Origin of the sequence: Kitasatospora sp. GP30 (assembly GCF_029892145.1) — a bacterium.
GTDB lineage: Bacteria > Actinomycetota > Actinomycetes > Streptomycetales > Streptomycetaceae > Kitasatospora > Kitasatospora acidiphila.
Map to the genome: position 1 here is coordinate 331,107 of NZ_JARZAH010000006.1, position 19,152 is coordinate 350,258.

The 19,152-nt window shown below is 72.4% G+C and carries 15 protein-coding genes and 1 pseudogene; 7 read left to right on the plus strand and 9 right to left on the minus strand.

Annotated features, from left to right (window positions below; genetic code table 11):
* Nucleotides 1-6 precede the first annotated feature (6 nt).
* The 3 genes from P3T35_RS13150 to metH all read right to left on the minus strand — a co-directional run bounded on the left by P3T35_RS13150 (nucleotide 7) and on the right by metH (nucleotide 6,202).
* On the minus strand, nucleotides 7-1,635 hold the full coding sequence (locus tag P3T35_RS13150) for an ABC transporter substrate-binding protein (protein ID WP_101379460.1): 1,629 nt from the start codon (nucleotides 1,633-1,635) through the stop codon (nucleotides 7-9).
* Nucleotides 1,636-1,902: 267 nt separating this feature from the next.
* On the minus strand, nucleotides 1,903-2,607 hold the full coding sequence (locus tag P3T35_RS13155; protein WP_101379461.1) for an HAD family phosphatase: 705 nt from the start codon (nucleotides 2,605-2,607) through the stop codon (nucleotides 1,903-1,905).
* Between the two features lie 91 nt (nucleotides 2,608-2,698).
* A complete protein-coding gene (metH, locus tag P3T35_RS13160) occupies nucleotides 2,699-6,202 on the minus strand; it encodes a methionine synthase (RefSeq protein ID WP_101379462.1) in 3,504 nt (1,167 codons plus the stop codon).
* Between the two features lie 137 nt (nucleotides 6,203-6,339).
* Between metH and P3T35_RS13165 the strand changes: the two genes are divergently transcribed.
* Nucleotides 6,340-7,386 carry a hypothetical protein gene (locus tag P3T35_RS13165; RefSeq protein ID WP_101379463.1) on the plus strand — a complete coding sequence of 349 codons (1,047 nt, stop codon included), beginning with the start codon at nucleotides 6,340-6,342 and terminating at the stop codon, nucleotides 7,384-7,386.
* Nucleotides 7,387-7,401: 15 nt separating this feature from the next.
* Nucleotides 7,402-8,211, plus strand: coding sequence for an alpha/beta hydrolase (locus tag P3T35_RS13170; protein ID WP_101379464.1), 810 nt, complete (start codon nucleotides 7,402-7,404; stop codon nucleotides 8,209-8,211).
* 51 nt (nucleotides 8,212-8,262) lie between these two features.
* On the opposite strand, the gene P3T35_RS13175 is transcribed toward P3T35_RS13170, so the two are convergent.
* Nucleotides 8,263-8,904 carry a DsbA family protein gene (locus P3T35_RS13175; RefSeq protein ID WP_101379465.1) on the minus strand — a complete coding sequence of 214 codons (642 nt, stop codon included), beginning with the start codon at nucleotides 8,902-8,904 and terminating at the stop codon, nucleotides 8,263-8,265.
* Between the two features lie 202 nt (nucleotides 8,905-9,106).
* On the opposite strand from P3T35_RS13175, the gene P3T35_RS13180 reads away from it, so the two are divergent.
* The 4 genes and pseudogenes from P3T35_RS13180 to P3T35_RS13195 all read left to right on the plus strand — a co-directional run.
* The gene (locus tag P3T35_RS13180; RefSeq protein WP_101379466.1) at nucleotides 9,107-9,805 is read left to right on the plus strand and encodes an HAD family hydrolase; all 699 of its coding nucleotides are present in this window, start codon (nucleotides 9,107-9,109) and stop codon (nucleotides 9,803-9,805) included.
* A gap of 80 nt (nucleotides 9,806-9,885) precedes the next feature.
* Nucleotides 9,886-10,668, plus strand: a complete 783-nt coding sequence (locus P3T35_RS13185; RefSeq protein WP_101384898.1) for a GNAT family N-acetyltransferase — start codon at nucleotides 9,886-9,888, stop codon at nucleotides 10,666-10,668.
* A gap of 113 nt (nucleotides 10,669-10,781) precedes the next feature.
* Nucleotides 10,782-11,822, plus strand: coding sequence for a PAC2 family protein (locus P3T35_RS13190; protein WP_101379467.1), 1,041 nt, complete (start codon nucleotides 10,782-10,784; stop codon nucleotides 11,820-11,822).
* A gap of 233 nt (nucleotides 11,823-12,055) precedes the next feature.
* Nucleotides 12,056-12,808, plus strand: a pseudogene (locus P3T35_RS13195) (slipin family protein); the annotation flags it as partial.
* Between the two features lie 56 nt (nucleotides 12,809-12,864).
* On the opposite strand, the gene P3T35_RS13200 reads toward P3T35_RS13195, so the two are convergent.
* The 5 genes from P3T35_RS13200 to P3T35_RS13220 form a co-directional block, all read right to left on the minus strand.
* Nucleotides 12,865-14,322: an APC family permease gene (locus P3T35_RS13200; RefSeq protein ID WP_101384900.1), complete on the minus strand. Its 1,458-nt coding sequence runs from the start codon at nucleotides 14,320-14,322 to the stop codon at nucleotides 12,865-12,867.
* 291 nt (nucleotides 14,323-14,613) lie between these two features.
* Nucleotides 14,614-15,843 carry a cysteine--1-D-myo-inosityl 2-amino-2-deoxy-alpha-D-glucopyranoside ligase gene (gene mshC, locus P3T35_RS13205; protein WP_101379468.1) on the minus strand — a complete coding sequence of 410 codons (1,230 nt, stop codon included), beginning with the start codon at nucleotides 15,841-15,843 and terminating at the stop codon, nucleotides 14,614-14,616.
* Nucleotides 15,844-15,968: 125 nt separating this feature from the next.
* Nucleotides 15,969-16,766: an SCO1664 family protein gene (locus tag P3T35_RS13210; RefSeq protein ID WP_101384901.1), complete on the minus strand. Its 798-nt coding sequence runs from the start codon at nucleotides 16,764-16,766 to the stop codon at nucleotides 15,969-15,971.
* An 83-nt stretch (nucleotides 16,767-16,849) separates the two neighbouring features.
* Nucleotides 16,850-17,419 (minus strand): DUF3090 domain-containing protein, encoded by a 570-nt coding sequence (locus P3T35_RS13215; protein ID WP_101379469.1) that lies wholly within the window; start codon nucleotides 17,417-17,419, stop codon nucleotides 16,850-16,852.
* Between the two features lie 57 nt (nucleotides 17,420-17,476).
* A complete protein-coding gene (locus P3T35_RS13220; protein WP_101379470.1) occupies nucleotides 17,477-18,178 on the minus strand; it encodes a histidine phosphatase family protein in 702 nt (233 codons plus the stop codon).
* Nucleotides 18,179-18,248: 70 nt separating this feature from the next.
* Here P3T35_RS13220 and P3T35_RS13225 point away from each other — a divergent pair, with 70 nt between their 5' ends.
* Nucleotides 18,249-19,145 (plus strand): CorA family divalent cation transporter, encoded by an 897-nt coding sequence (locus P3T35_RS13225; protein WP_180356362.1) that lies wholly within the window; start codon nucleotides 18,249-18,251, stop codon nucleotides 19,143-19,145.
* The last annotated feature ends 7 nt before the right edge of the window (nucleotides 19,146-19,152 follow it).

The following is a 19,152-nucleotide window of genomic DNA, read 5'->3' on the forward strand; positions in this document are numbered from 1 at the left end:
GGACCGTCAGTGGCGGCCGATCTCGCCGAACCGGACGACTCCGGTGGAGTCCGTGGTGTTCTCCACGCCGGTGATGTTCGCGTGGTAGGCGAAGAACGACTTCTCCTGGAAGAGCGGGACCATCGGCACCTGGACGGCCAGCTCGGTCTGGATCGCGCCGAAGGTGGTGGCGGCCTGCGAGCGGTCGGTCTCGTGCAGCGTCTCGGGTACCAGCTTCTGGTCGATCTGCTGGTCGTCGAAGCCGTTGTGGAAGGCGCCGCCGCCGGTCACCAGCGGCACCACGAAGTCGTCCGGGTCCGGGTAGTCAGCGGTCCAGCCGACCGTGTAGGCCTGGTAACTTCCGTCCGCCCAGCCCTTCTTGAAGTTGCTCCAGTCCGACTCCTCGTTGACCGTCACCTGGAACAGGCCGCTGGCCTCCAGTTGCTTCTTGAGCTCGGCGCCCTCGGCGCCCTGGGCGCGGGCGCGGGACCAGGTGAGGGTGAACTTGACCGGTGTGGGGATCTTGGCGGCCGCCAGGAGTTGCTTGGCCTTGGTGACGTCGGGGTCGTTGTACTTGTCGAAGAAGGCGGTGTTGTGGCCGGCGATGCCGGCCGGGACCACCGAGTAGAGCGGCTGCACGGTGTGCGCGTAGACGTCGCGGGCCAGCGCCTGGCGGTCGATCAGCTGGGCGACCGCCTGCCGGACGGCCTGCTGGCCGACGGTCTGGTCCTTGGTGTTGAACACCATGAACCGGGTGTCGCTGCTGTCGGTCTGGGTGACGTGGATGTCGCCCTTGCCGCCGCTCTGCTGGTTGGTGAGCAGCTGGGCGGAGACGTTGGGGTCCAGGCTGTTGTCGGTGAGGTCGACGTCGCCCTTGTCCAGGGCGGTCTTCAGCTGGTCGGGCTTGCCGTAGAAGCGGACGTCGAACTTCTTGTTCTGGACCGTCTGGTCGCCCTTGTACTTGGCGTTGGCGGAGAGGCTGATCTTGCTGATCTCCTTGACCCCGCCGCTGCCTGACGCCTCGTCGACCGAGTCGATGGCGTACGGGCCGGAGCCGACCAGCTGGCTGTTGGGCAGCTCGTGGTCGGCCGGGAAGACCTGGTGGTCGACGATCGAACCGGCCGCGCTGGCCAGCTTGTCCGGGAGCACCGCGTCGGCCTCGGAGAGGTGGAAGACCACCTCGCTGTCGCTCTTGGCCTCGACCGACTTCACGCTGTCGAAGAGCGAGGACGGCCCGTTCACGTCCTTGATCTGCTTCATCCGGTTGATCGAGAACACCACGTCGGCGGCGGTCAGCGGGTGCCCGTTGGAGAACGTCAGGCCCTGGCGCAGCACGCAGTCGTAGGTCATCGCGTCGGCACCGGTGAACTGGCAGGACTGCGCCGCGTCCGGGACCGGGGTGGTGGTGCCGGCCGGGAACCGCAGCAGGCCCTGGAAGGTGTTCTGCAGGATCATCCAGGAGCCCAGGTCGTAGGCACCGGCCGGGTCGAGGACGGCGGTGCTGTCGGTGGTGCCCAGGGTGATCGGGCCGGAGCTGCTACTGCCGCTGCCGGTGATCGAGTTGACGGAGCCGCAGCCGGCCAGGGCGGTGGCCACCAGGGCCGCACAGCCCAGGGTCGCGAGTCGGCCGGGGGCGCGTCGTATGGCTGAAGTCATGCGTTCCTTCTCCGTGCGGTGGCCGGCCGAGGGCTGCCGGTGGGCAGCCGAGGGCCGGGGCCGCGGGTGGAGGCCGGTCGGCGGGCTGCCATGGCGTTCAGGACAGACCGCAGCAGCCTGCCACATCGCGGGCGGACGGCCGACCGGTCAGCGGACACGCTTTCGCATCAAAGATCACCGCAGTCGACGAGTTGTCAGCTCTGTCCTGTTTTGCCGGGTACGGCAGAGAGCTGACGTCCCGTCCAGGGGATGGCAACGAGACGAGCATCACACCTGGGCCGGGACCAGTGAGCGCAGCAGCTCCAGGTCCAGCTCGGCGAGCGAGCCCAGCACCACCCGGCCGGGCGCCGCCGGCACCGGGGCCACCGAGGGCACCGCGATCACCGGGCAGCCGGCCGCCTCGCCGGCCTGCACGCCCAGCGGGGCGTCCTCGATCACCACGCAGCGCGCCGGGTCGGCGCCGAACCGGGCGGCGGCCGCCAGGTACGGGTCCGGGTTGGGCTTGGTCCGCGCCACCTCGTCGCCGGCCACCGAGAAGGCGAACGGGTGGTCGCCGAGGTTCTTCAGCACCAGGTCGATGATCCGCCGGTGCGAGGCGGAGACCAGCGCGGCCGGGATGCCGTGCTCGCGCAGCAGGGCGAGCAGCTCGGCCGCGCCGGGCATCAGCGGCGCGCCGCCGTCCAGCAGCTCGACGAACCGGCCGTTGATCCGGTCGGCCAGCTCGGCCGGGCTGATCTCCAGCCCGGTGAGGCCGAGCAGGTAGTCGATCACCCGGGTCATCGGGCCGCCGACCAACTGGGCCCGGTGGGTGTCGTCGAGCGGGTGGCCGAGTTCGGCGAAGAGCGTGGACTCCGCCTGCCACCAGAAGTCCTCGGTGTCCACCAGGGTGCCGTCCATGTCGACCAGCACCGCCTGCAACCCGCTGGGGCCGCCCTCGCCGAGGGTCGTGGTGGTGGTGTCGACCGTGGTCATGCGGCACTCCCCTTCGCGCTGGGCCCCCGCCCGGGAAGACGGGGGCCATACAGCATACGCGCAGTTCAGCGAAGGGGACGTGATGAGCGGGTTACCGCGCGTTGAAGTACTTCGCCTCAGGGTGGTGGATGACGATCGCGTCGGTGGACTGCTCGGGGTGCAGCTGGAACTCCTCGGAGAGCACCACGCCGATCCGCTCGGGGCGCAGCAGCTCGGCGATCTTGGCGCGGTCCTCCAGCTCGGGGCAGGCGCCGTAGCCGAGCGAGAAGCGGGCGCCGCGGTACTTCAGCTGGAACATGTCGCGCACGTCCTGCGGGTCCTCGTCGCCGAAGCCGAGCTCGAACCGCACCCGGGCGTGCCAGAACTCGGCCAGGGCTTCGGCGAGTTGCACCGACAGACCGTGCAGCTCCAGGTAGTCGCGGTAGGCGTTGCCCTGGAACAGCTCATTCGCGGCCTCGGAGACCCTGTTGCCCATGGTGACCACCTGGAGGCCGACCACGTCGCGCTCGCCGGACTCCTCGGGGCGGAAGAAGTCGGCCAGGCAGAGCCGCCGCCCGCGGCGCTGGCGCGGGAAGGTGAAGCGGGTGCGCTCGGTGCTGCCGTCCTCGCCGTAGACGATCAGGTCGTCGCCCTTGGACGCGGCCGGGAAGTAGCCGTAGACCACGGCCGGCTCCAGCAGGCCCTCGGTCTGCAGCCGGTCCAGCCACATCCGCAGCCGCGGCCGGCCCTCGGTCTCCACCAGTTCCTCGTAGGACGGCCCCTCGCCGGTGCGGGCCGCCTTCAGCCCCCACTGGCCCTTGAACAGCGCGTCCTCGTCCAGCCAGGAAGCGTAGTCGGCGAACGGGATGCCCTTGACGATCCGGTCGCCCCAGAACGGCGGGGCCGGCACCCGGTTGTCTGTGGCCACGTCGGAGCGGATCTGGCCGAGGTTGACCTCCTCCGGCTCCGCCACCTCGACCCGGGCGTGCCGGCGCTGGCGCAGCTCGGGCAGGGCGGCGCCGGGCACGCCGCGCTTGACCGCGATCAGCGCGTCCATCAGCCGCAGGCCCTCGAAGGCGTCCCGGGCGTAGCGGACCTCGCCCTGGTAGACCTCGTGCAGGTCCTGCTCGACGTAGGCGCGGGTGAGGGCGGCGCCGCCGAGGATCACCGGGAAGCGGGCGGCCAGCTTGCGCTGGTTGAGCTCCTCCAGGTTCTCCTTCATGATCACGGTGGACTTGACCAGCAGGCCCGACATGCCGATCACGTCGGCGTTGTGCTCCTGGGCGGCGTCCAGGATCGCCGAGACCGGCTGCTTGATGCCCAGGTTGACCACGGTGTAGCCGTTGTTGGACAGGATGATGTCGACCAGGTTCTTGCCGATGTCGTGGACGTCGCCCTTGACGGTGGCCAGCACGATGGTGCCCTTGCCCTCGTCGTCGGACTTCTCCATGTGCGGTTCCAGGTGGGCGACCGCGCTCTTCATCACCTCGGCGGACTGCAGCACGAACGGCAGCTGCATCTGGCCGGAGCCGAACAGCTCGCCGACCACCTTCATGCCGTCCAGCAGCGTCTCGTTGACGATCTCCAGGGCCGGGCGCTGCGCCAGGGCCTCGTCCAGGTCGGCCTCCAGGCCCTTGCGCTCGCCGTCGATGATGCGGCGCTTGAGGCGCTCGTCCAGCGGGAGGGCGGCCAGTTCCTCGGCCTTGGAGGCCTTGACGGAGGCCGAGCTGACGCCCTCGAAGAGGGCCAGCAGGTGCTGCAGCGGGTCGTAGCCGTCGCGGCGGCGGTCGTAGACCAGGTCGAGGGCGGTCTCGCGCTGCTCCTCGGGGATCCGGGCGATCGGCAGGATCTTGGAGGCGTGCACGATCGCCGAGTCCAGGCCGGCCTGCACGCACTCGTGCAGGAACACCGAGTTGAGCACCTGGCGGGCGGCCGGGGAGAGACCGAAGGAGATGTTGGACAGGCCCAGGGTGGTCTGCACGTCGGGGTGGCGGCGCTTGAGCTCGCGGATCGCCTCGATGGTCTCCAGGCCGTCGCGGCGGGACTCCTCCTGGCCGGTGGCCAGGGTGAAGGCCAGGCAGTCGATCAGGATGTCCTGCTCGGCGATGCCGTATTCGCGGCCGAGCTGCTCGATCAGCCGCTCGGCGATCGCCACCTTGGCCTCGGCGGTGCGGGCCTGGCCGTCCTCGTCGATGGTGAGCGCGATCAGGGCGGCGCCGTGCTCGCGGGCAAGTTGAGCGATCCGGCCGAACCGGGTGTCGGGGCCGTCGCCGTCCTCGTAGTTGACCGAGTTGAGCACCGCGCGGCCGCCGAGCATCTCCAACCCGGCCTTCAGCACAGCCGGTTCGGTGGAGTCCAGGACGATCGGCAGGGTGGAGGCGGTGGCGAGGCGGCCGGCGACCTCGCGCATGTCGGCGACGCCGTCGCGGCCGACGTAGTCCACGCACAGGTCCAGCAGGTGCGAGCCGTCGCGGATCTGGTCGCGGGCGATCTCCACGCAGGCCTGCCAGTCGCCGGCCAGCATCGCCTCGCGGAACTTCTTGGAGCCGTTGGCGTTGGTCCGCTCGCCGATCGCCAGGTACGAGGTGTCCTGGCGGAACGGCACCGGCTGGTAGAGCGAGGCGGCGGACGGCTCGGGCCTGGGGTCGCGGGCGGTGATCGGGCGGCCCTGCACCCGCTCGACCACGTGGCGCAGGTGTTCGGGAGTGGTGCCGCAGCAGCCGCCGACCAGCGACAGCCCGTACTCGCGGACGAAGGTCTCCTGGGCGTCGGCCAGTTCGACCGGCGAGAGCGGGTAGTGCGCGCCCTCCTTCCCCAGCACCGGCAGGCCCGCGTTGGGCATGCAGGACAGGCCGATCCGGGCGTTCTTCGACAGGTAGCGCAGGTGCTCGCTGTACTGCTCGGGGCCGGTGGCGCAGTTCAGGCCGATGTAGTCGATGCCCAGCGGCTCCAGCGCGGTGAGCGCCGCGCCGATCTCGGAGCCGAGCAGCATGGTGCCGGTGGTCTCCACGGTCACCTGGACCACCAGGGGCAGGTCCACACCGGCCTCGGCCATCGCCTGCTTGCAGCCCAGCACGGCGGCCTTGGTCTGCAGCAGATCCTGGCTGGTCTCCACCAGTAGCGCGTCGGCGCCGCCGGCGATCAGGCCGGCCGCGTTCTGCCGGAAGCCCTCGCGCACGGTGTCGAAGGAGATGTGGCCCAGGGTCGGCAGCTTGGTGCCGGGGCCGATCGAGCCCAGCACCCAGCGGGTGCGCCCGTCGTCGTACGAGTCGGCGACCTCGCGCGCGATCCGAGCGCCGGCTTCGGACAGCTCGTGGATCCGGTCGGCGATGTCGTACTCGCCCAGCGCCGCGAAGTTCGCCCCGAAGGTGTTGGTCTCCACGCAGTCCACGCCGACCTCGAAGTACGCTTCGTGGACCGAGCGCACGATGTCGGGGCGGGTCACGTTGAGGACTTCGTTGCAGCCTTCCAGCTCCTGGAAGTCCGCCAGCGTCGGATTCTGCGCCTGCAGCATGGTGCCCATGGCACCGTCGGCGACGACCACTCGACTGACGAGGGCGGCTCGCAGGGCGTCCGCTCGGGACTGCTGGGCGGAAATGGGGACACTGGTGGCCATGGGGCATCTCCCTGGGTGCGACGGCTGTCGGCTATGCGGTCCCCCCGAACGGGGACGCACCCGGCCAGGGTATCCGGCTCGGCGGCCGGCGTCGTAGAGCGTCCCGCATGGTGGGCCGTTCGAGTGAGGGGGGATGGATGTCCGTACCGGTATGGCGGCAGGTCCGCGCGTGGATTGCGCGGCGTCGGCGGCGCCTGGCGGTGGTCGCGGCGGTGCTGGCCGCGCTGCTGGTGCTGCCGGTCGCGGCGGCCGGTCTGGCGCTGCGCTGGGCGGACAGCGGCACGCCGGCCGCGCAGGCCCGCAGCCGGGGCCGGGACGCCGTCTGGCTGGGGCACGCCTGGGTGGACGGGCGCAAGGGGCCGGCCGACCTGGCGGGCCTGCCGCAGCTGTTGCGCGGCGGCATCCGGGACGTCTTCGTGCACGCCGGGCCGCTGTCGGACGACGGCTCGCTGCCGGCCGAGCGGTATCCGCAGGCCAGGCAGCTGGTGGCCGCAGTGCACCGGGAGCTACCCGGGGTGCGGGTGCAGGCCTGGCTCGGTGACGTGGTGGCCCCCGAGAAGCCGGTTGGGCTGCACCTGGACGACCCGGCGGTGCGGGAGCGGATCACCGGCGCGGCCGGGCAGGTGCTGGGCGCCGGCTTCGACGGGGTGCACTTCGACCTGGAGCCGGTGCAGTCCGGCTCGCCCGGCTTCCTGGCGCTGCTCGACCAGGTGCACGCGGTGACGGCGGCCCGCGGCGCACCGCTCTCGGTGGCGGCCCCGCAAATCGACCCCCTCCCCCAACTGCACGCCGTGGCAGGGTCGTTGACGGGCCACCCGAAGTGGTGGTCGCAGGAATACTTCGGGCAGGTGGCCCGCAGGGTGGAGCAGGTCGCGGTGATGTCCTACGACACCGGGATGCCACTGCCGTCGCTGTACGGCGGCTACGTCGCCCAGCAGACCGAACTGGCGCTCCGAGTCACTCCGGAATCAGTGGACTTGCTGATGGGCCTGCCCGCCTACTTCGCCGACGAGTGGGGGCACCGCGGCTCGGCGGAGACCGTGCCGGCGGCGATACGCGGGGTGCGACTGGGGCTGAGCCGGCAGTCGCCGGACCGGCAGGCCTTCGGAGTGGCCGTCTACGCGGACTTCTCGGCCAGCGAACAGGACTGGGCGTCCTACCGGCAGGACTGGTGCCTGAGTTGATCTACGCTGCTGAGCATGACTGACGACCTCTCGATGGTGACGCCGCGTCAGACCGACGACGGCGGACGGGTGTACGAGGGCCTGGCGTATGCCGAGTTGCGGGGCTTCCGTCCGCTGCTGCTCGACCTGCGCCTCCCCCCGGGCCCCGGGCCCGCGCCGGTGGTGGTCTGGGTGCACGGCGGCGGGTTCCAGTGGGGCGACCGGCGCTACCCGTCGGAGGCGTTGACGCCGGACGCGTTCTGGCGGGCCGCGACCCGGGCCGGGCTGGCGGTGGCCGCCATCGACTACCGGCTCTCCGGCGAGGCCCGGTTCCCGGCCCAACTGGAGGACGCCCGGGCGGCGTTGGCGTTCCTGCGGCGCAACGCCGGGCAACTCGGCCTGGACGCCGGGCGGATCGGCTTCTGGGGCGAGTCGGCGGGCGGCGCGATCGCGGCGCTGGCCGCCTTCGCGGACGGCGCGGTGCGGGCGGTGGCCAGCTGGTGCGCGATCACCGACATGGGCGTCCGGCACCCGGAGCTGGCCGACTCCTCGGAGGGCCGGCTGCTCGGCGGGCGCCCGGTCGACCTGCCCGAACTCGTCGCCCTGGCAAGCCCGGTGGCCCAGGTGCCGACCGATCCGCCGCCGTTCCTGCTGCTGCACGGCACGGCCGACACCATCGTCGCACCGGCCCACAGCGAGCGGCTGCACCAGGCGCTGCTGGCCGCCGGCGGGCGGTCCGAGCTGGTGCCGGTGCCCGGCGCGGAGCACGCCTTCGGGGGCTACCCCGACGTGCCGGCCCTGGTGGAGCGCACGGCGGCCTTCCTCGCCGCGGAGCTGGCCGGCTGACGCGCGATCGGCCCGGCGGCACGCACGCCGCCGGGCCTGCCAAGCAAGGGTTCAGCTGAAGTCGAGGTCCCCGGTACGGGTCCGCTTCATCTCGAAGAACTTCGGGTAGCCGGCCAGCAGGCGGGCGCCGTCGAAGAGCTTGACGGCCTCCTCGCCGCGCGGGATCGCGGTGAGCACCGGGCCGAAGAACGCCACCCCGTCGATGTGGATGGTCGGGGTGCCGACGTCCTCGCCGACCGGGTCCATGCCCTCGTGGTGGCTGCGCTTGAGCGCCTCGTCCCACTCGGTGCCGTCGGCCGCCGCCGCCAGCTCGGCCGGCAGGCCGACCTCGGCGAGGGCCTCCTTGATCACCGCCTGGTAGTCCTTGTTGTCCTCGTTGTGGATCCGGGTGCCGAGCGCGGTGTAGAGGTCGCGCAGCACCCCGACGCCGTGCTGCTCGGCCGCCGCGATGCAGACCCGCACCGGGCCCCAGCCGCGCTGCAGCAGGTCGCGGTACTGCTCGGGCAGGTCGTCCCGCCCGGAGTTGAGCACCGACAGGCTCATCACCTTGAAGGTCAGGTCGAGGTCGCGCTCCTTCTCGACCTCCAGGATCCAGCGGGAGGTGATCCAGGCGAAGGGGCAGATCGGGTCGAAGTAGAAGTCGACCTTGGTCGGGCCGGTCTGAGTCGTAGCGGTCTGATCGGAAGTCGTCATGCGGCCACGATAGTTCGATTCTCGTCGAATTTCGATGTCATAGCCGGATCGTCATCGCGGGATCGGCGTCGCCGGATCCGCCGGCCGGTTGTTCGGCAAAGCCGTGGCTCGCCAGCGCGCCGTCCGGGGCGGTGGCCGCGGTGCGCGATGATCGGGGCCGGGGGGCCGCGGTGAGGGGCGGCCATCGGGGATCGGAGGGGCCATGGAACGCGAGCTGCTGGTGCTGTGGGACATCGACCACACCTTGATCGACGGCGGCACGGTGGCCAGGCGCGCCGTCGCCGCCGCCTTCCAGCGGGCCACCGGGCTGCCGCTGACCCGGAGTTGGAGCTACTACGGCCGCACCGAGACGGCCGCCGCCACCGAGCTGCTGCGGGCGCACGACCTGGATCCGGGCGACGGGCTGCTGGCCGGCTACCTGGACCTGCTGGTGGCGGAGATGCAGGACCGGGCCGCCGACCTGGCCGACGAGGGCCATGCGCTGCCCGGCGCCCGCGAGGCGCTGCGCGCGCTGGCCACCCGCGGCGGAGTGCGGCAGTCGGTGCTGACCGGGAACCTCCTGGTGCTCGCCGAACTGAAGCTGGCCGCCTTCGACTTGACGGAGCACCTGGACCTGCGGCTGGGCGCCTACGGCGACGACGCCTATGAGCGCACCGACCTGCCCGCCCATGCCTGGGCCCGGGCCGAGCGGGTGCTGGGCCGCCGGTTCCGGGGCAGCGAGACGGTGATCATCGGGGACACGGTGCGCGATGTGACGACCGCCCAGGCGGCGGGCGCCCGGGCGGTCGCGGTGGCCACCGGGATGGTGTCGGCCGCGGAGCTGGCGGCCGCGGGCGCCGATGCGGTGCTGCCCGACCTGCGGGACACCGCGGCGGTGCTGGCGGCCGTCACCGAGGTCTGACCCGGGCGCGGGCCCGCGGAAATCCGGTTGCCGCGCCGACCGGCAGGTGTTGGGGTGCGGGCATGGACGAGCAGCAGGTGATGGACGAGCAGCGGGTGCTGGAGCAGTACGACCGGGAGCTGCGCCGCGAGGTGGCGCCGGACGGTGTGGGGGCGGTGGTCGACCGGACCGGCGGAGTGGTCCGGCAGGACGGCGGCGAGCTCGGCTGGTCGGCGGTGCTCTGGTCCGGCCTGGACGAGGCCGGGGCGGATGCCGCGATCGCCGAGCAGCTGCGCTACTTCGGCGAGCGCGGCCGGGCCTTCGAGTGGAAGCACTACAGCCACGACCGCCCGGCCGACCTGGCCGACCGGCTGCGCGCAGCCGGCCTGGTCGCCGAGGAGCCCGAGACCCTGATGGTGGCCGAGAGCGCCGCCCAGGCCGTACCGGTGGTGCTGCCGGAGGGGGTGTGGCTGCGCACCGAGACCGACGAGACCGGCATCCGGCTGCTCGGCGAGGCGCAGGCGCGGGCCTTCGGCGAGTCGGACGTGCGCCGGCGGTTGGTGGACCAGTTGCTGGAGCGGCTCGCCGAGGCGCCGCAGACGCTCAGCGTGGTGGTGGCGATGGCCGGGGACGAGCCGATCAGCGGGGCCCGGATGGAGACCCTGCCGGGCGTCTCGTTCGCCGGCCTGTGGGGCGGCGGCACGGTGCCCGCCTGGCGCGGGCGCGGCATCTACCGGGCGCTGGTCGCACACCGAGCGGCGCAGGCGGTTGCCCGCGGTTACCGCTACCTGCAGGTGGACGCCCGCGAGACCAGCCGGCCGATCCTGGAGCGGCTCGGTTTCACCGCACTGAGCGTCACCACCCCGTTCCAGTACGAGCCCTGACAGGGGCGGCCGGCACAGTTGCCGAAGCCGGAACCCGAGGGGCATCAAAGCCCGTAGGCTGGGCAGGTAGGGTCCGTGGAACGAGGCGTTCCACGCGCGGAGGGAGACGCTGGGTGATCGAGCTGGAAGATGTTCCCGAGTTGATCGACCCGGTCATGGTCTGTGCCTTCGAGGGCTGGAACGACGCGGGCGATGCCGCCTCCACGGCGGTGGGTCATCTGGACGAGACCTGGGGCGGCAAGGTGTTCACCGCCCTGGATGCCGAGGACTATTACGACTTCCAGGTCAACCGGCCGACGATCTGGATGGACGGCAAGGTGCGGCGGATCACCTGGCCGACCACCCGGCTGTCGGTGGTCCGGGTGACCGAGCCGACCACCCGGGATCTGGTGCTGGTGCGCGGGATCGAGCCCAGCATGCGGTGGCGGTCGTTCTGCAACGAGCTGCTCGGCCTGGCGCACGAGCTGGGCATCGAGCTGGTGGTGATCCTGGGTGCGCTGCTCGGCGACACCCCGCACACCCGTCCGGTGCCGGTCAGCGGGGTCACCTCGGACGCCGCGCTGGCCCGTCGGCTGGATCTGGAGGAGAGCCGCTACGAGGGCCCGACCGGGATCGTCGGGGTGCTGCAGGAGGCGTTCACCCACGCGGGCGTGCCGGCCGTGACGCTCTGGGCCGCGGTGCCGCACTACGTGGCGCAGCCGCCCAACCCCAAGGCCAGCCTGGCCCTGCTGAACAAGCTGGAGGACTTGCTGGATCTGCGGATCCCGCCGGGCGAGCTGCCCGAGGATGCCCGCGCCTGGCAGCTGGGCGTGGACCAACTGGCCGCCGAGGACACCGAGGTGGCCGAGTACGTGCAGCAGCTGGAGGAGGCCCAGGACACCGCGGAGCTGCCGGAGGCCAGCGGCGAGGCGATCGCCCGCGAGTTCGAGCGCTATCTGCGGCGGCGGGACAACCAAGGGCCGGGCGGCGAGAAGCCGAGCGGCGGCCGGGCCAGCACCGGGCGGTCAGGGGACGCGTCCGCTCCCGGCGACGGGTCGGCCGAGGACGACGGCGAGGACGAGGACGGCGACACCGACGGCGAGGACCGCGACGCTGACGGCACGGACCGCGAGGACCACGACGCCGACGGCAAGGACGACTCCTCGCGCGACTGACGTGGCCTGACGCGGCGTCAATTCTCTTGCAGGGGACGGCCGATGGTCGGCACCGGGCAACCGCCGGCCATCGGCCCAGACCAGTGCACCGGTCCAGACCATGTCCTGTCAAGGGTCTAGACCACCACCGAGCCGCAGCAGCCTGGCGAGGGCCCGCCATCGGGGGCGCCGCATCGGCCCGCCGCCGGACTTACCCTGGAAGTCCGGTAACCGGGAGTGGCCGAGGTGACGCCATGGTGGTCGTGGATGTGGTCGTCGGAGTGCTGGTCGCAGTGGTCGTGCTCAGCGCGTTGGTGGCCGCGACGAGTGTGCGCGTGGTCCAGCAGTGGCAGCGCGGGGTGGTGTTCCGGTTCGGTAAGGTCCGCGACACGATCCGGCCGCCGGGCCTGCTGGTGCTGATGCCGGTGGCCGACCGGCTGCGCAAGGTGAACGTGCAGATCGTCACCATGCCGGTGCCGGCCCAGGAGGGCATCACCAGGGACAACGTGACGGTCCGGGTCGACGCGGTGGTGTACTTCAACGTGGTCGACCCGGTGAAGGCCACGGTCAATGTGCAGGACTACCAGTTCGCCATCTCCCAGGTCGCCCAGACCTCACTGCGGTCGATCATCGGCAAGAGCGAGCTGGACGACCTGCTGGCCAACCGGGAACCGATCAACCAGGGCCTTGAGCTGATGCTGGACAGCCCGGCGATGGGCTGGGGCATCGAGATCGACCGGGTGGAGATCAAGGATGTCGCGCTGCCCGAGTCGATGAAGCGCTCGATGGCCCGCCAGGCCGAGGCCGACCGGGAGCGGCGGGCCCGGATCATCACCGCGGACGGCGAGTTCCAGGCCAGCAAGCAGCTCTCCGCGGCGGCCGAGATCATGAGCGCCACCCCGGCCGCGCTCCAGCTGCGGCTGCTGCAGACGGTGGTGGAGGTGGCCGCCGAGAAGAACTCCACGCTGGTGCTGCCGTTCCCGGTCGAGCTGCTGCGGTTCCTGGACAGCGCGACCCAGGCCCAGGTGGAGACGGCCCGGACCCGGATCGCGCAGGCCCGGGATCAGGTCGAGGAGGCCGCTCCGGCCGCTCCGCCCGCCGAGGAGTCCGCACCGCCCGCCCCGGTGGCGGCACCGCCGGTGGACACCCCGCCGCTGGGCACCCCGTCGCTGGGCACCCCGCCGCTGGACGCCGCCAAGCCCGGACCGCGCCGGTAGTAGGCGCTCCCCCCGATCCAGTACCAGGCCATCGGCAGCAGTCCGACGGCCAGCGCGCCCAGCCCGATGGCCAGCTGGGTGCCCGGCAGGCTGCGGCAGTTCTCCACGAACAGGAAGGCCATGAACAGCGCCCCGGCCAGCGGCCAGACCCCGATGAACACCGTGTTGGCCACCGAGCGCAGGATCAGCCTGCGGTAGGCGATCACCACCGCCAGCCCGGCCAGCGCGTAGTAGACGGAGATCTGCAGGCCGATCGCGGCCACCGCGTCGGCGAGGATCTTGCTGACCGAGCCCAGCGCGTTGGAACCCACGAACAGCCCCAGCGACACCACGACCACCACGGCCAGCGCCACCCAGGGCGTCTGCCAGCGCCGGTGGGCCAGCCCGAAGACTGCGGGCACGGTGCGGTCCCGGCCCATCGCGAAGAGCGAGCGGGTCACCTGGATCAGGGTGGTCTCCAGGGTGGCGATGGTGGAGAGCATCACCGCCAGCACCATGATCTTGCCGCCGGCCCCCGGCCAGACCGTGTCGCCCAGGGTGGTGAGGAACGGCGGCGCGTCCTTGGCCGTCAGGTCCTGCTGGCTGATGATCAGATTGACCGCGATGGTGACGATCTCGAAGAGCGCGAACACCCCGAGCACCCCGATCAGCCCGCCGATTCCGGAGTTCCGGCGGCTGTCGGTGGTCTCCTCGCTGAGGTTGGCCGTGACGTCCCAGCCCCAGAAGTAGAAGGCCGCCACCAGCGCGGCCGCCGCGAACCCCTTGACCCCGCCGAAGTGCCCGAAGCCCCACAGCCAGTTCCAGGAGAACCGGGCCGCGTGCCCGCCGTGCACCAGCGCCGCGATGCCGAAGACGGCCAGGATCGCGACCTCCACCCCCGTCATGATCCACTGTGCCCGGGCGGTGATCCGGGCGCCGAGCAGCACCAGGCCGGCCATCACCAGGAAGCAGGCGGCCCCGACCCCGGTGGCCGCCCAGGTGTTGCGCGACAGCGAGTCGGAGAACAGCGACAGGGTGTACTGCCCGGCCGGCAGCGAGCCGGCCACCATGAAGATGGTCGCCGAGACCACCAGCGACCAGCCGGCCAGGAAGCCCAGCGCCGGGTGCAGCGCCCGGCCGACCCAGGAGTAGCTGGCGCCGGCGTTGACGTCGAGGCGGCCCAGGTAGTTGAAGGCCCAGGCGATGCCGAGCATCGGGATGGCGCACCAGAGCAGCGCGGCCGGGCCGATCAGCCCGGCGGCGCCGGCCAGCACGGCGGTCGTGGAGGCCAGTGAGTAGGCGGGCGCGCTGCCGGCCACCGCCATCACGACGGTGTCGGCGGCGCCGAGGACATCGGCCTTCAGGCCGGGATTTCTTGGTGCTTGCGGCACGAGGACCACCCTCCGGATCAAGGAGCGGCGAAAGTGGCCCATATGCTGGCGGCTGCCGTGCGGCGAAGGCAATGACCGCGACGGAACCAATCCGTCCGGACGATCGATCGCACGCATTCCGCGCTCAAGACCCGTTTCGGCCGCGAAATCCGCAGGTCAACGGCGAGGGGCCGCCGATCCGGTGTCGGATCGGCGGCCCCTCGCCTGACAAGCTGTCAGTTGCCCCTACAGCGCGACACCCAGTAGGGCGTCCACGGTGCGCGAGACCAGGCCCGGCGCGCCGGTGTCGCTGCCGCCCTCGGTGGCCTGGAGCGCTGCCCAGCGGTCCACGGCGGCCAGCGCGGCGGGCGCGTTCAGGTCGTCGGCGAGCGCGGCGCGCACCTCGGCGAGCAGCGCCTCGGCCGACGGGCCGTCCGGGCGGGAGACCGCGGCCCGCCAGCGGGCCAGCCGCTCGACGGCCGCGTCCAGGACCTCCTTGGTCCACTCCCAGTCGCTGCGGTAGTGCCGGGAGAGCAGCGCCAGGCGGATCGCGACCGGGTCCACGCCCTCGCGGCGCAGCGCCGAGACGAAGACCAGGTTGCCGCGGGACTTGGACATCTTGTGCCCGTCCAGGCCGACCATCCCGGCGTGCACATAGGCCCGCGCGAACGGGTGGGTGCCGGTGGCCGTCTGGGCGTGCGCGGCGCCCATCTCGTGGTGCGGGAACGACAGGTCGCTGCCGCCGCCCTGGATGTCGAAGCCCATGTCCAGGTATTCCAGTGCGATGGCGACGCACTCGATGTGCCAGCCGGGGCGGCCGTGGCCGAGCTCGGTGTCCCAGGCGGGCTCGCCCGGGCGGGCCGAGAGCCAGAGCAGCGCGTCCAGCGGGTGGCGCTTGCCCGGGCGGTCCGGGTCGCCGCCGCGCTCGGCGAAGATCGGCAGCATCTGCTCCCGGGTCAGCCCGGAGACCTCGCCGAAGTGCGGGTCGGCCTCGATGGAGAAGTAGATGTCGCCGTCCAGCTCGTAGGCGGCGCCGGACGCCAGCAGCTTCTTGACCAGCGGGACGATCCACGGGATCGACTCGACCGCGCCGATGTACTGGGCGGGCGGCAGGATCCGCAGGGCGGTCATGTCCTCGCGGAACAGTGCCGTCTCACGCTCGGCCAGCTTCGTCCAGTCCTGACCGGTGGCGACCGCGCGCTCCAGCAGCGGGTCGTCGACATCGGTCACGTTCTGCACGTAGTGGACGCGGTAGCCCGCGTCCCGCCAGACCCGCTGAGCCAGGTCGAAGGCGTTGTAGGTGGCGGCGTGGCCCAGGTGGGTGGCGTCGTACGGGGTGATGCCGCAGACGTAGATCCGGGCGGTGTCACCCTCGGGCACCAGCTCCCGGACGGTTCCGGTGGCGGTGTCGTGGATACGGAGCGGGAGTCCCTGACCGGGTAGGGCGGGAACCTCGGAAGCGGGCCAGGCATGCATGGAAAGGACTCTAACCTTCCGATCATTTAAGGGGCTAACCAGTCAGCAGAAACGGCTGAAACGAGCAGCCTCGATCATGAAGGTCGCAAGGCCGGGAATAATTCCCGGCCGACCGCCACGGTGACTCAGACCGGTGGCCAGGGGATCGAGGGCCACTCCTCCGAGGGCACCGGATGCCTGCGGCTGCGCAGCAGTTCGGCGGTCCGCTCCCGAGCGGCCGTCAGCTCAGCGGCCGTCAGGTGCTGGGCCAGCCGCGCCCCCAGCGCGCCGTCCAGCTCGGCGGCCAGCCGGCCGAGCATCTCCACCGCCTCCTCGGTCAGCGGCTGCTCCGCCCACCCCCACAGCAGGGTGCGCAGCTTGCCGGTGGTGGCGAAGGTCACCCCGTGGTCGATGCCGTAGATCCGGCCATCGGCGGCCGGCAGCAGATGGCCGCCCTTGCGGTCGGCGTTGTTGAGCACCACGTCCACCACGGCCAGCCGGCGCAGCCGCTCGTCGTCGGCGTGCACCAGCAGCGCCCGACGGCCCTCCCCCACCTCGGCCTCGACGACCGGCAGCCAGCCCGGCTCGGGGCCGCTCGGGTCCTGCAGCGCCAGCAGCGGGGCCGCCTGCTGGTCCGGCTCCACCCAGATCTGCACCATCCCCGGACCGAACGGCCCGTCCCGCAGCACGGTCGGCGGGATCAGCGGCCAGCCGGTGGCCGCCGCCAGCTCATAGGCCGCCGCCTCGCGGCCGGCCAGCGTGCCGTCCGGGAAGTCCCAGAGCGGGCGCTCACCGCGGACCGGCTTGTAGACGCAGAGCGCGGACACGCCGTTCAGCGTGCTGGAGCAGTAGAGGACGGCGTTGGAGGCGTCGGTGAGCTGCCCGTGCACGGTCAGCTCACCGGAGCGCAGCAGCTCCAGGGCGGCCGGCACGTCGGCGGCCAGCGCGGCGGCGGCCACCGGGTCGGCGTCGGGTATCTCGGCCGCGGGCTCCTCGGCCTCGGCTTCGGGGCTGTCCTGGTTGGTGTTCAGCGCTTGTAACCGTTCTGGCGCGGGCACAGGTGGCCCTCGGGGTCGAGCGGCAGGTTGCAGAACGGACAGGGTTTGCGGCCGGCCGCCACCAAGTCCAGCGCGCGCTTGGCGAACACCCGGGCCATCGCCCCGCTCAGCCGCACCCGCAGCAGGTCGGGACCGTTCTCCTCGTCGTCGAAGGCCAGTTCGGCGGCCTCGTCGTCCTCCGCGTCCTCCAGCACCGCCTGCGCCTCGACGACCAGGATGCCGTCGGTGGCGTCCCAGGCCAGCGCCATGGTGCCGACCCGGAACTCCTGCTCCAGCGGCAGGTCCAGCGGCGCGGTGTCGATCAGCTCGGACGGCGCGATCGCCGGGATCGGAGCCTGGCCGGCACTGCGGCGCAGCGCCTCGTCCAGCACCTCGTCGACCCGCTCGGCGAGCGCCGCCACCTGCGTCTTCTCCAGCAGCACACTGGTGATCCGGCCGCGCGCACTGGCCTGCAGGAAGAACGCCCGCGAGCCGGGTTGGCCGACGGTGCCGGCCACGAACCGCTCGGGCTGGTCGTAGAAGAAGACCTGTCGGGGCACTCTCTCGCTCCGGTGGTGTGAAGAACGGTGTCTTGAGAACGGGCTACGGGTGCGCTTTCACCCTACGGCGTCCGCACCCGTGGAGCCGCCGACCACGGCGTCGCCGGTGCTCGCGGCGGACGGCTTGGGGCGCAGGCCGGAGAGGTCTCCGGTGTCGCCCATCCGCAGCACGAACGGCCGCAGCGGGGTGTAGCGGATCGCGGTGATCGAGGCGGGGTCCACGTTGATCCGCTGGAAGTGGTCCAGGTGCAGGCCGAGCGCGTCGGCCACGATCGCCTTGATCACGTCGCCGTGGGTGCAGGCGATCCACACCGCGTCCGGCCCGTGCTCGGCGGCGATCTTCTCGTCCCACTCCCGGGCCGCCGCCACCGTGCGGTGGCTCAGCGCCCGCAGCGACTCCCCGCCCGGAAAGGCCGCGGCCGACGCGTGGTCCTGCACGGTGCGCCAGAGCGGCTCGGTGGCCAACTCGCGCAGCGGGCGCCCGGTCCAGTCACCGTAGTGGCACTCGCCCAGCCGGTCGTCCACGGTCGGCTCGCCCAGCTCGGGCCGGTCCGCCAGCAGCGGCCCCAGGGTCTGCCGGCAGCGCTCCAGCGGGCTGCTGACCGCGAGCGCCAGCGGCACCCCGGCCAGCCGCTCGACCAGCTTGGCTGCCTGCGCCCGGCCGGTCTCGTCCAGATCCACGCCCGGGGTCCAACCCGCGAGGATCCCGGCGGAGTTCGCGGTCGACCGGCCATGGCGTACCAGCAGCAGTGTGGGCATGCCCCAAGCCTAGACGGTGGCCGCGAGCCGCTCCGGGCCCCGGGCGGTACCGGCCGTCAGAATGGGAGCCGTGATCGTGGACTCGGCGCGCTACCGGGACGGCCGTCGCCTGGCCGGCCCCGGCACCGCCGCGCCGGACGACGGCTTCCTCTGGATCGGCCTGGCGGAGCCGGGCGAGGCGGAGTTCGCACAGGTGGGAGCGGTCGCCGGGCTTCCGGCCGCGCTGGTGGCGCAGGCCCTGCGAACGCCCCGGGCCGCCGGGGTGACCCGCTATCCGCAGGCGCTGCTGGTGGTGCTGCCCACAGTCGAACGGCCTGCGGGGCAGCCGCACGCACTGACGACCGGTCAGCTGCTGGTGCTGGTCGGCGACTCCTTCGTGCTGACGGTCCGCCATGGCCCGACCGGGCCGATGAGGGGCCTGCGGGCCCGCCTGGAGCGGCAGCCGCACCTGCTCGCCGGCGGGCCCACCGCCGTTCTCCACGAGGTCTGCGCCGCCACCGTCGACGGCTGCCTGACGGCGCTCGCGGCCGACCCCGGCTCCCGGGTGCTGCGCGCGGCGGCCCGGCAGGCGCTGGCGCCGCTGCGCGAGCTCGCCGGGGGGCCGCTGCCCGGGCTGCGGGCGAGCGCGGAACGGCTGGCGGCCGCGTGCGAGGCGGGCGCCGCGCCGCGGCCCGACGGGGCACCCCGGCCCGAGCAGGCACCGCACGCCGAGCAGGCACCGCAGCCCGACTGGCCACCGCACGCCGAGCCGCCGAGCAGCAAGCCGCCGAGCGGCGGGCTGCCGAGCGGCGGGCTGCGCCGGCTGGGCGGCTGGGTGGCGCTGGCCGTCCCGCCGCTGTTGCTGGGCGGGTACGCGCTCGCCGGCCAGGCCTCCGCCGGGCCGTACGGCTACCCGCTGGCGATCGGCGCCACCGCCCTGGTCTGCGGCACCCTGCACCGGCTCTTCAAACACGGCGGCTGGCTGTGACCGGGCG

What these genes read in the sequence shown, in the direction of transcription:
- P3T35_RS13185 (WP_101384898.1), top strand. Translation starts at nt 9,886, where the DNA reads ATGGACGAGCAGCGGGTGCTGGAGCAGTACGACCGGGAGCTGCGCCGC.
- P3T35_RS13180 (WP_101379466.1), top strand. Translation starts at nt 9,107, where the DNA reads ATGGAACGCGAGCTGCTGGTGCTGTGGGACATCGACCACACCTTGATC.
- P3T35_RS13220 (WP_101379470.1), bottom strand. Translation starts at nt 18,178, where the DNA reads ATGCCCACACTGCTGCTGGTACGCCATGGCCGGTCGACCGCGAACTCC.
- P3T35_RS13175 (WP_101379465.1), bottom strand. Translation starts at nt 8,904, where the DNA reads ATGACGACTTCCGATCAGACCGCTACGACTCAGACCGGCCCGACCAAG.
- P3T35_RS13170 (WP_101379464.1), top strand. Translation starts at nt 7,402, where the DNA reads ATGACTGACGACCTCTCGATGGTGACGCCGCGTCAGACCGACGACGGC.
- P3T35_RS13165 (WP_101379463.1), top strand. Translation starts at nt 6,340, where the DNA reads ATGTCCGTACCGGTATGGCGGCAGGTCCGCGCGTGGATTGCGCGGCGT.
- P3T35_RS13155 (WP_101379461.1), bottom strand. Translation starts at nt 2,607, where the DNA reads ATGACCACGGTCGACACCACCACCACGACCCTCGGCGAGGGCGGCCCC.
- P3T35_RS13150 (WP_101379460.1), bottom strand. Translation starts at nt 1,635, where the DNA reads ATGACTTCAGCCATACGACGCGCCCCCGGCCGACTCGCGACCCTGGGC.
- P3T35_RS13200 (WP_101384900.1), bottom strand. Translation starts at nt 14,322, where the DNA reads ATGGCGGTGGCCGGCAGCGCGCCCGCCTACTCACTGGCCTCCACGACC.
- metH (WP_101379462.1), bottom strand. Translation starts at nt 6,202, where the DNA reads ATGGCCACCAGTGTCCCCATTTCCGCCCAGCAGTCCCGAGCGGACGCC.
- mshC (WP_101379468.1), bottom strand. Translation starts at nt 15,843, where the DNA reads ATGCATGCCTGGCCCGCTTCCGAGGTTCCCGCCCTACCCGGTCAGGGA.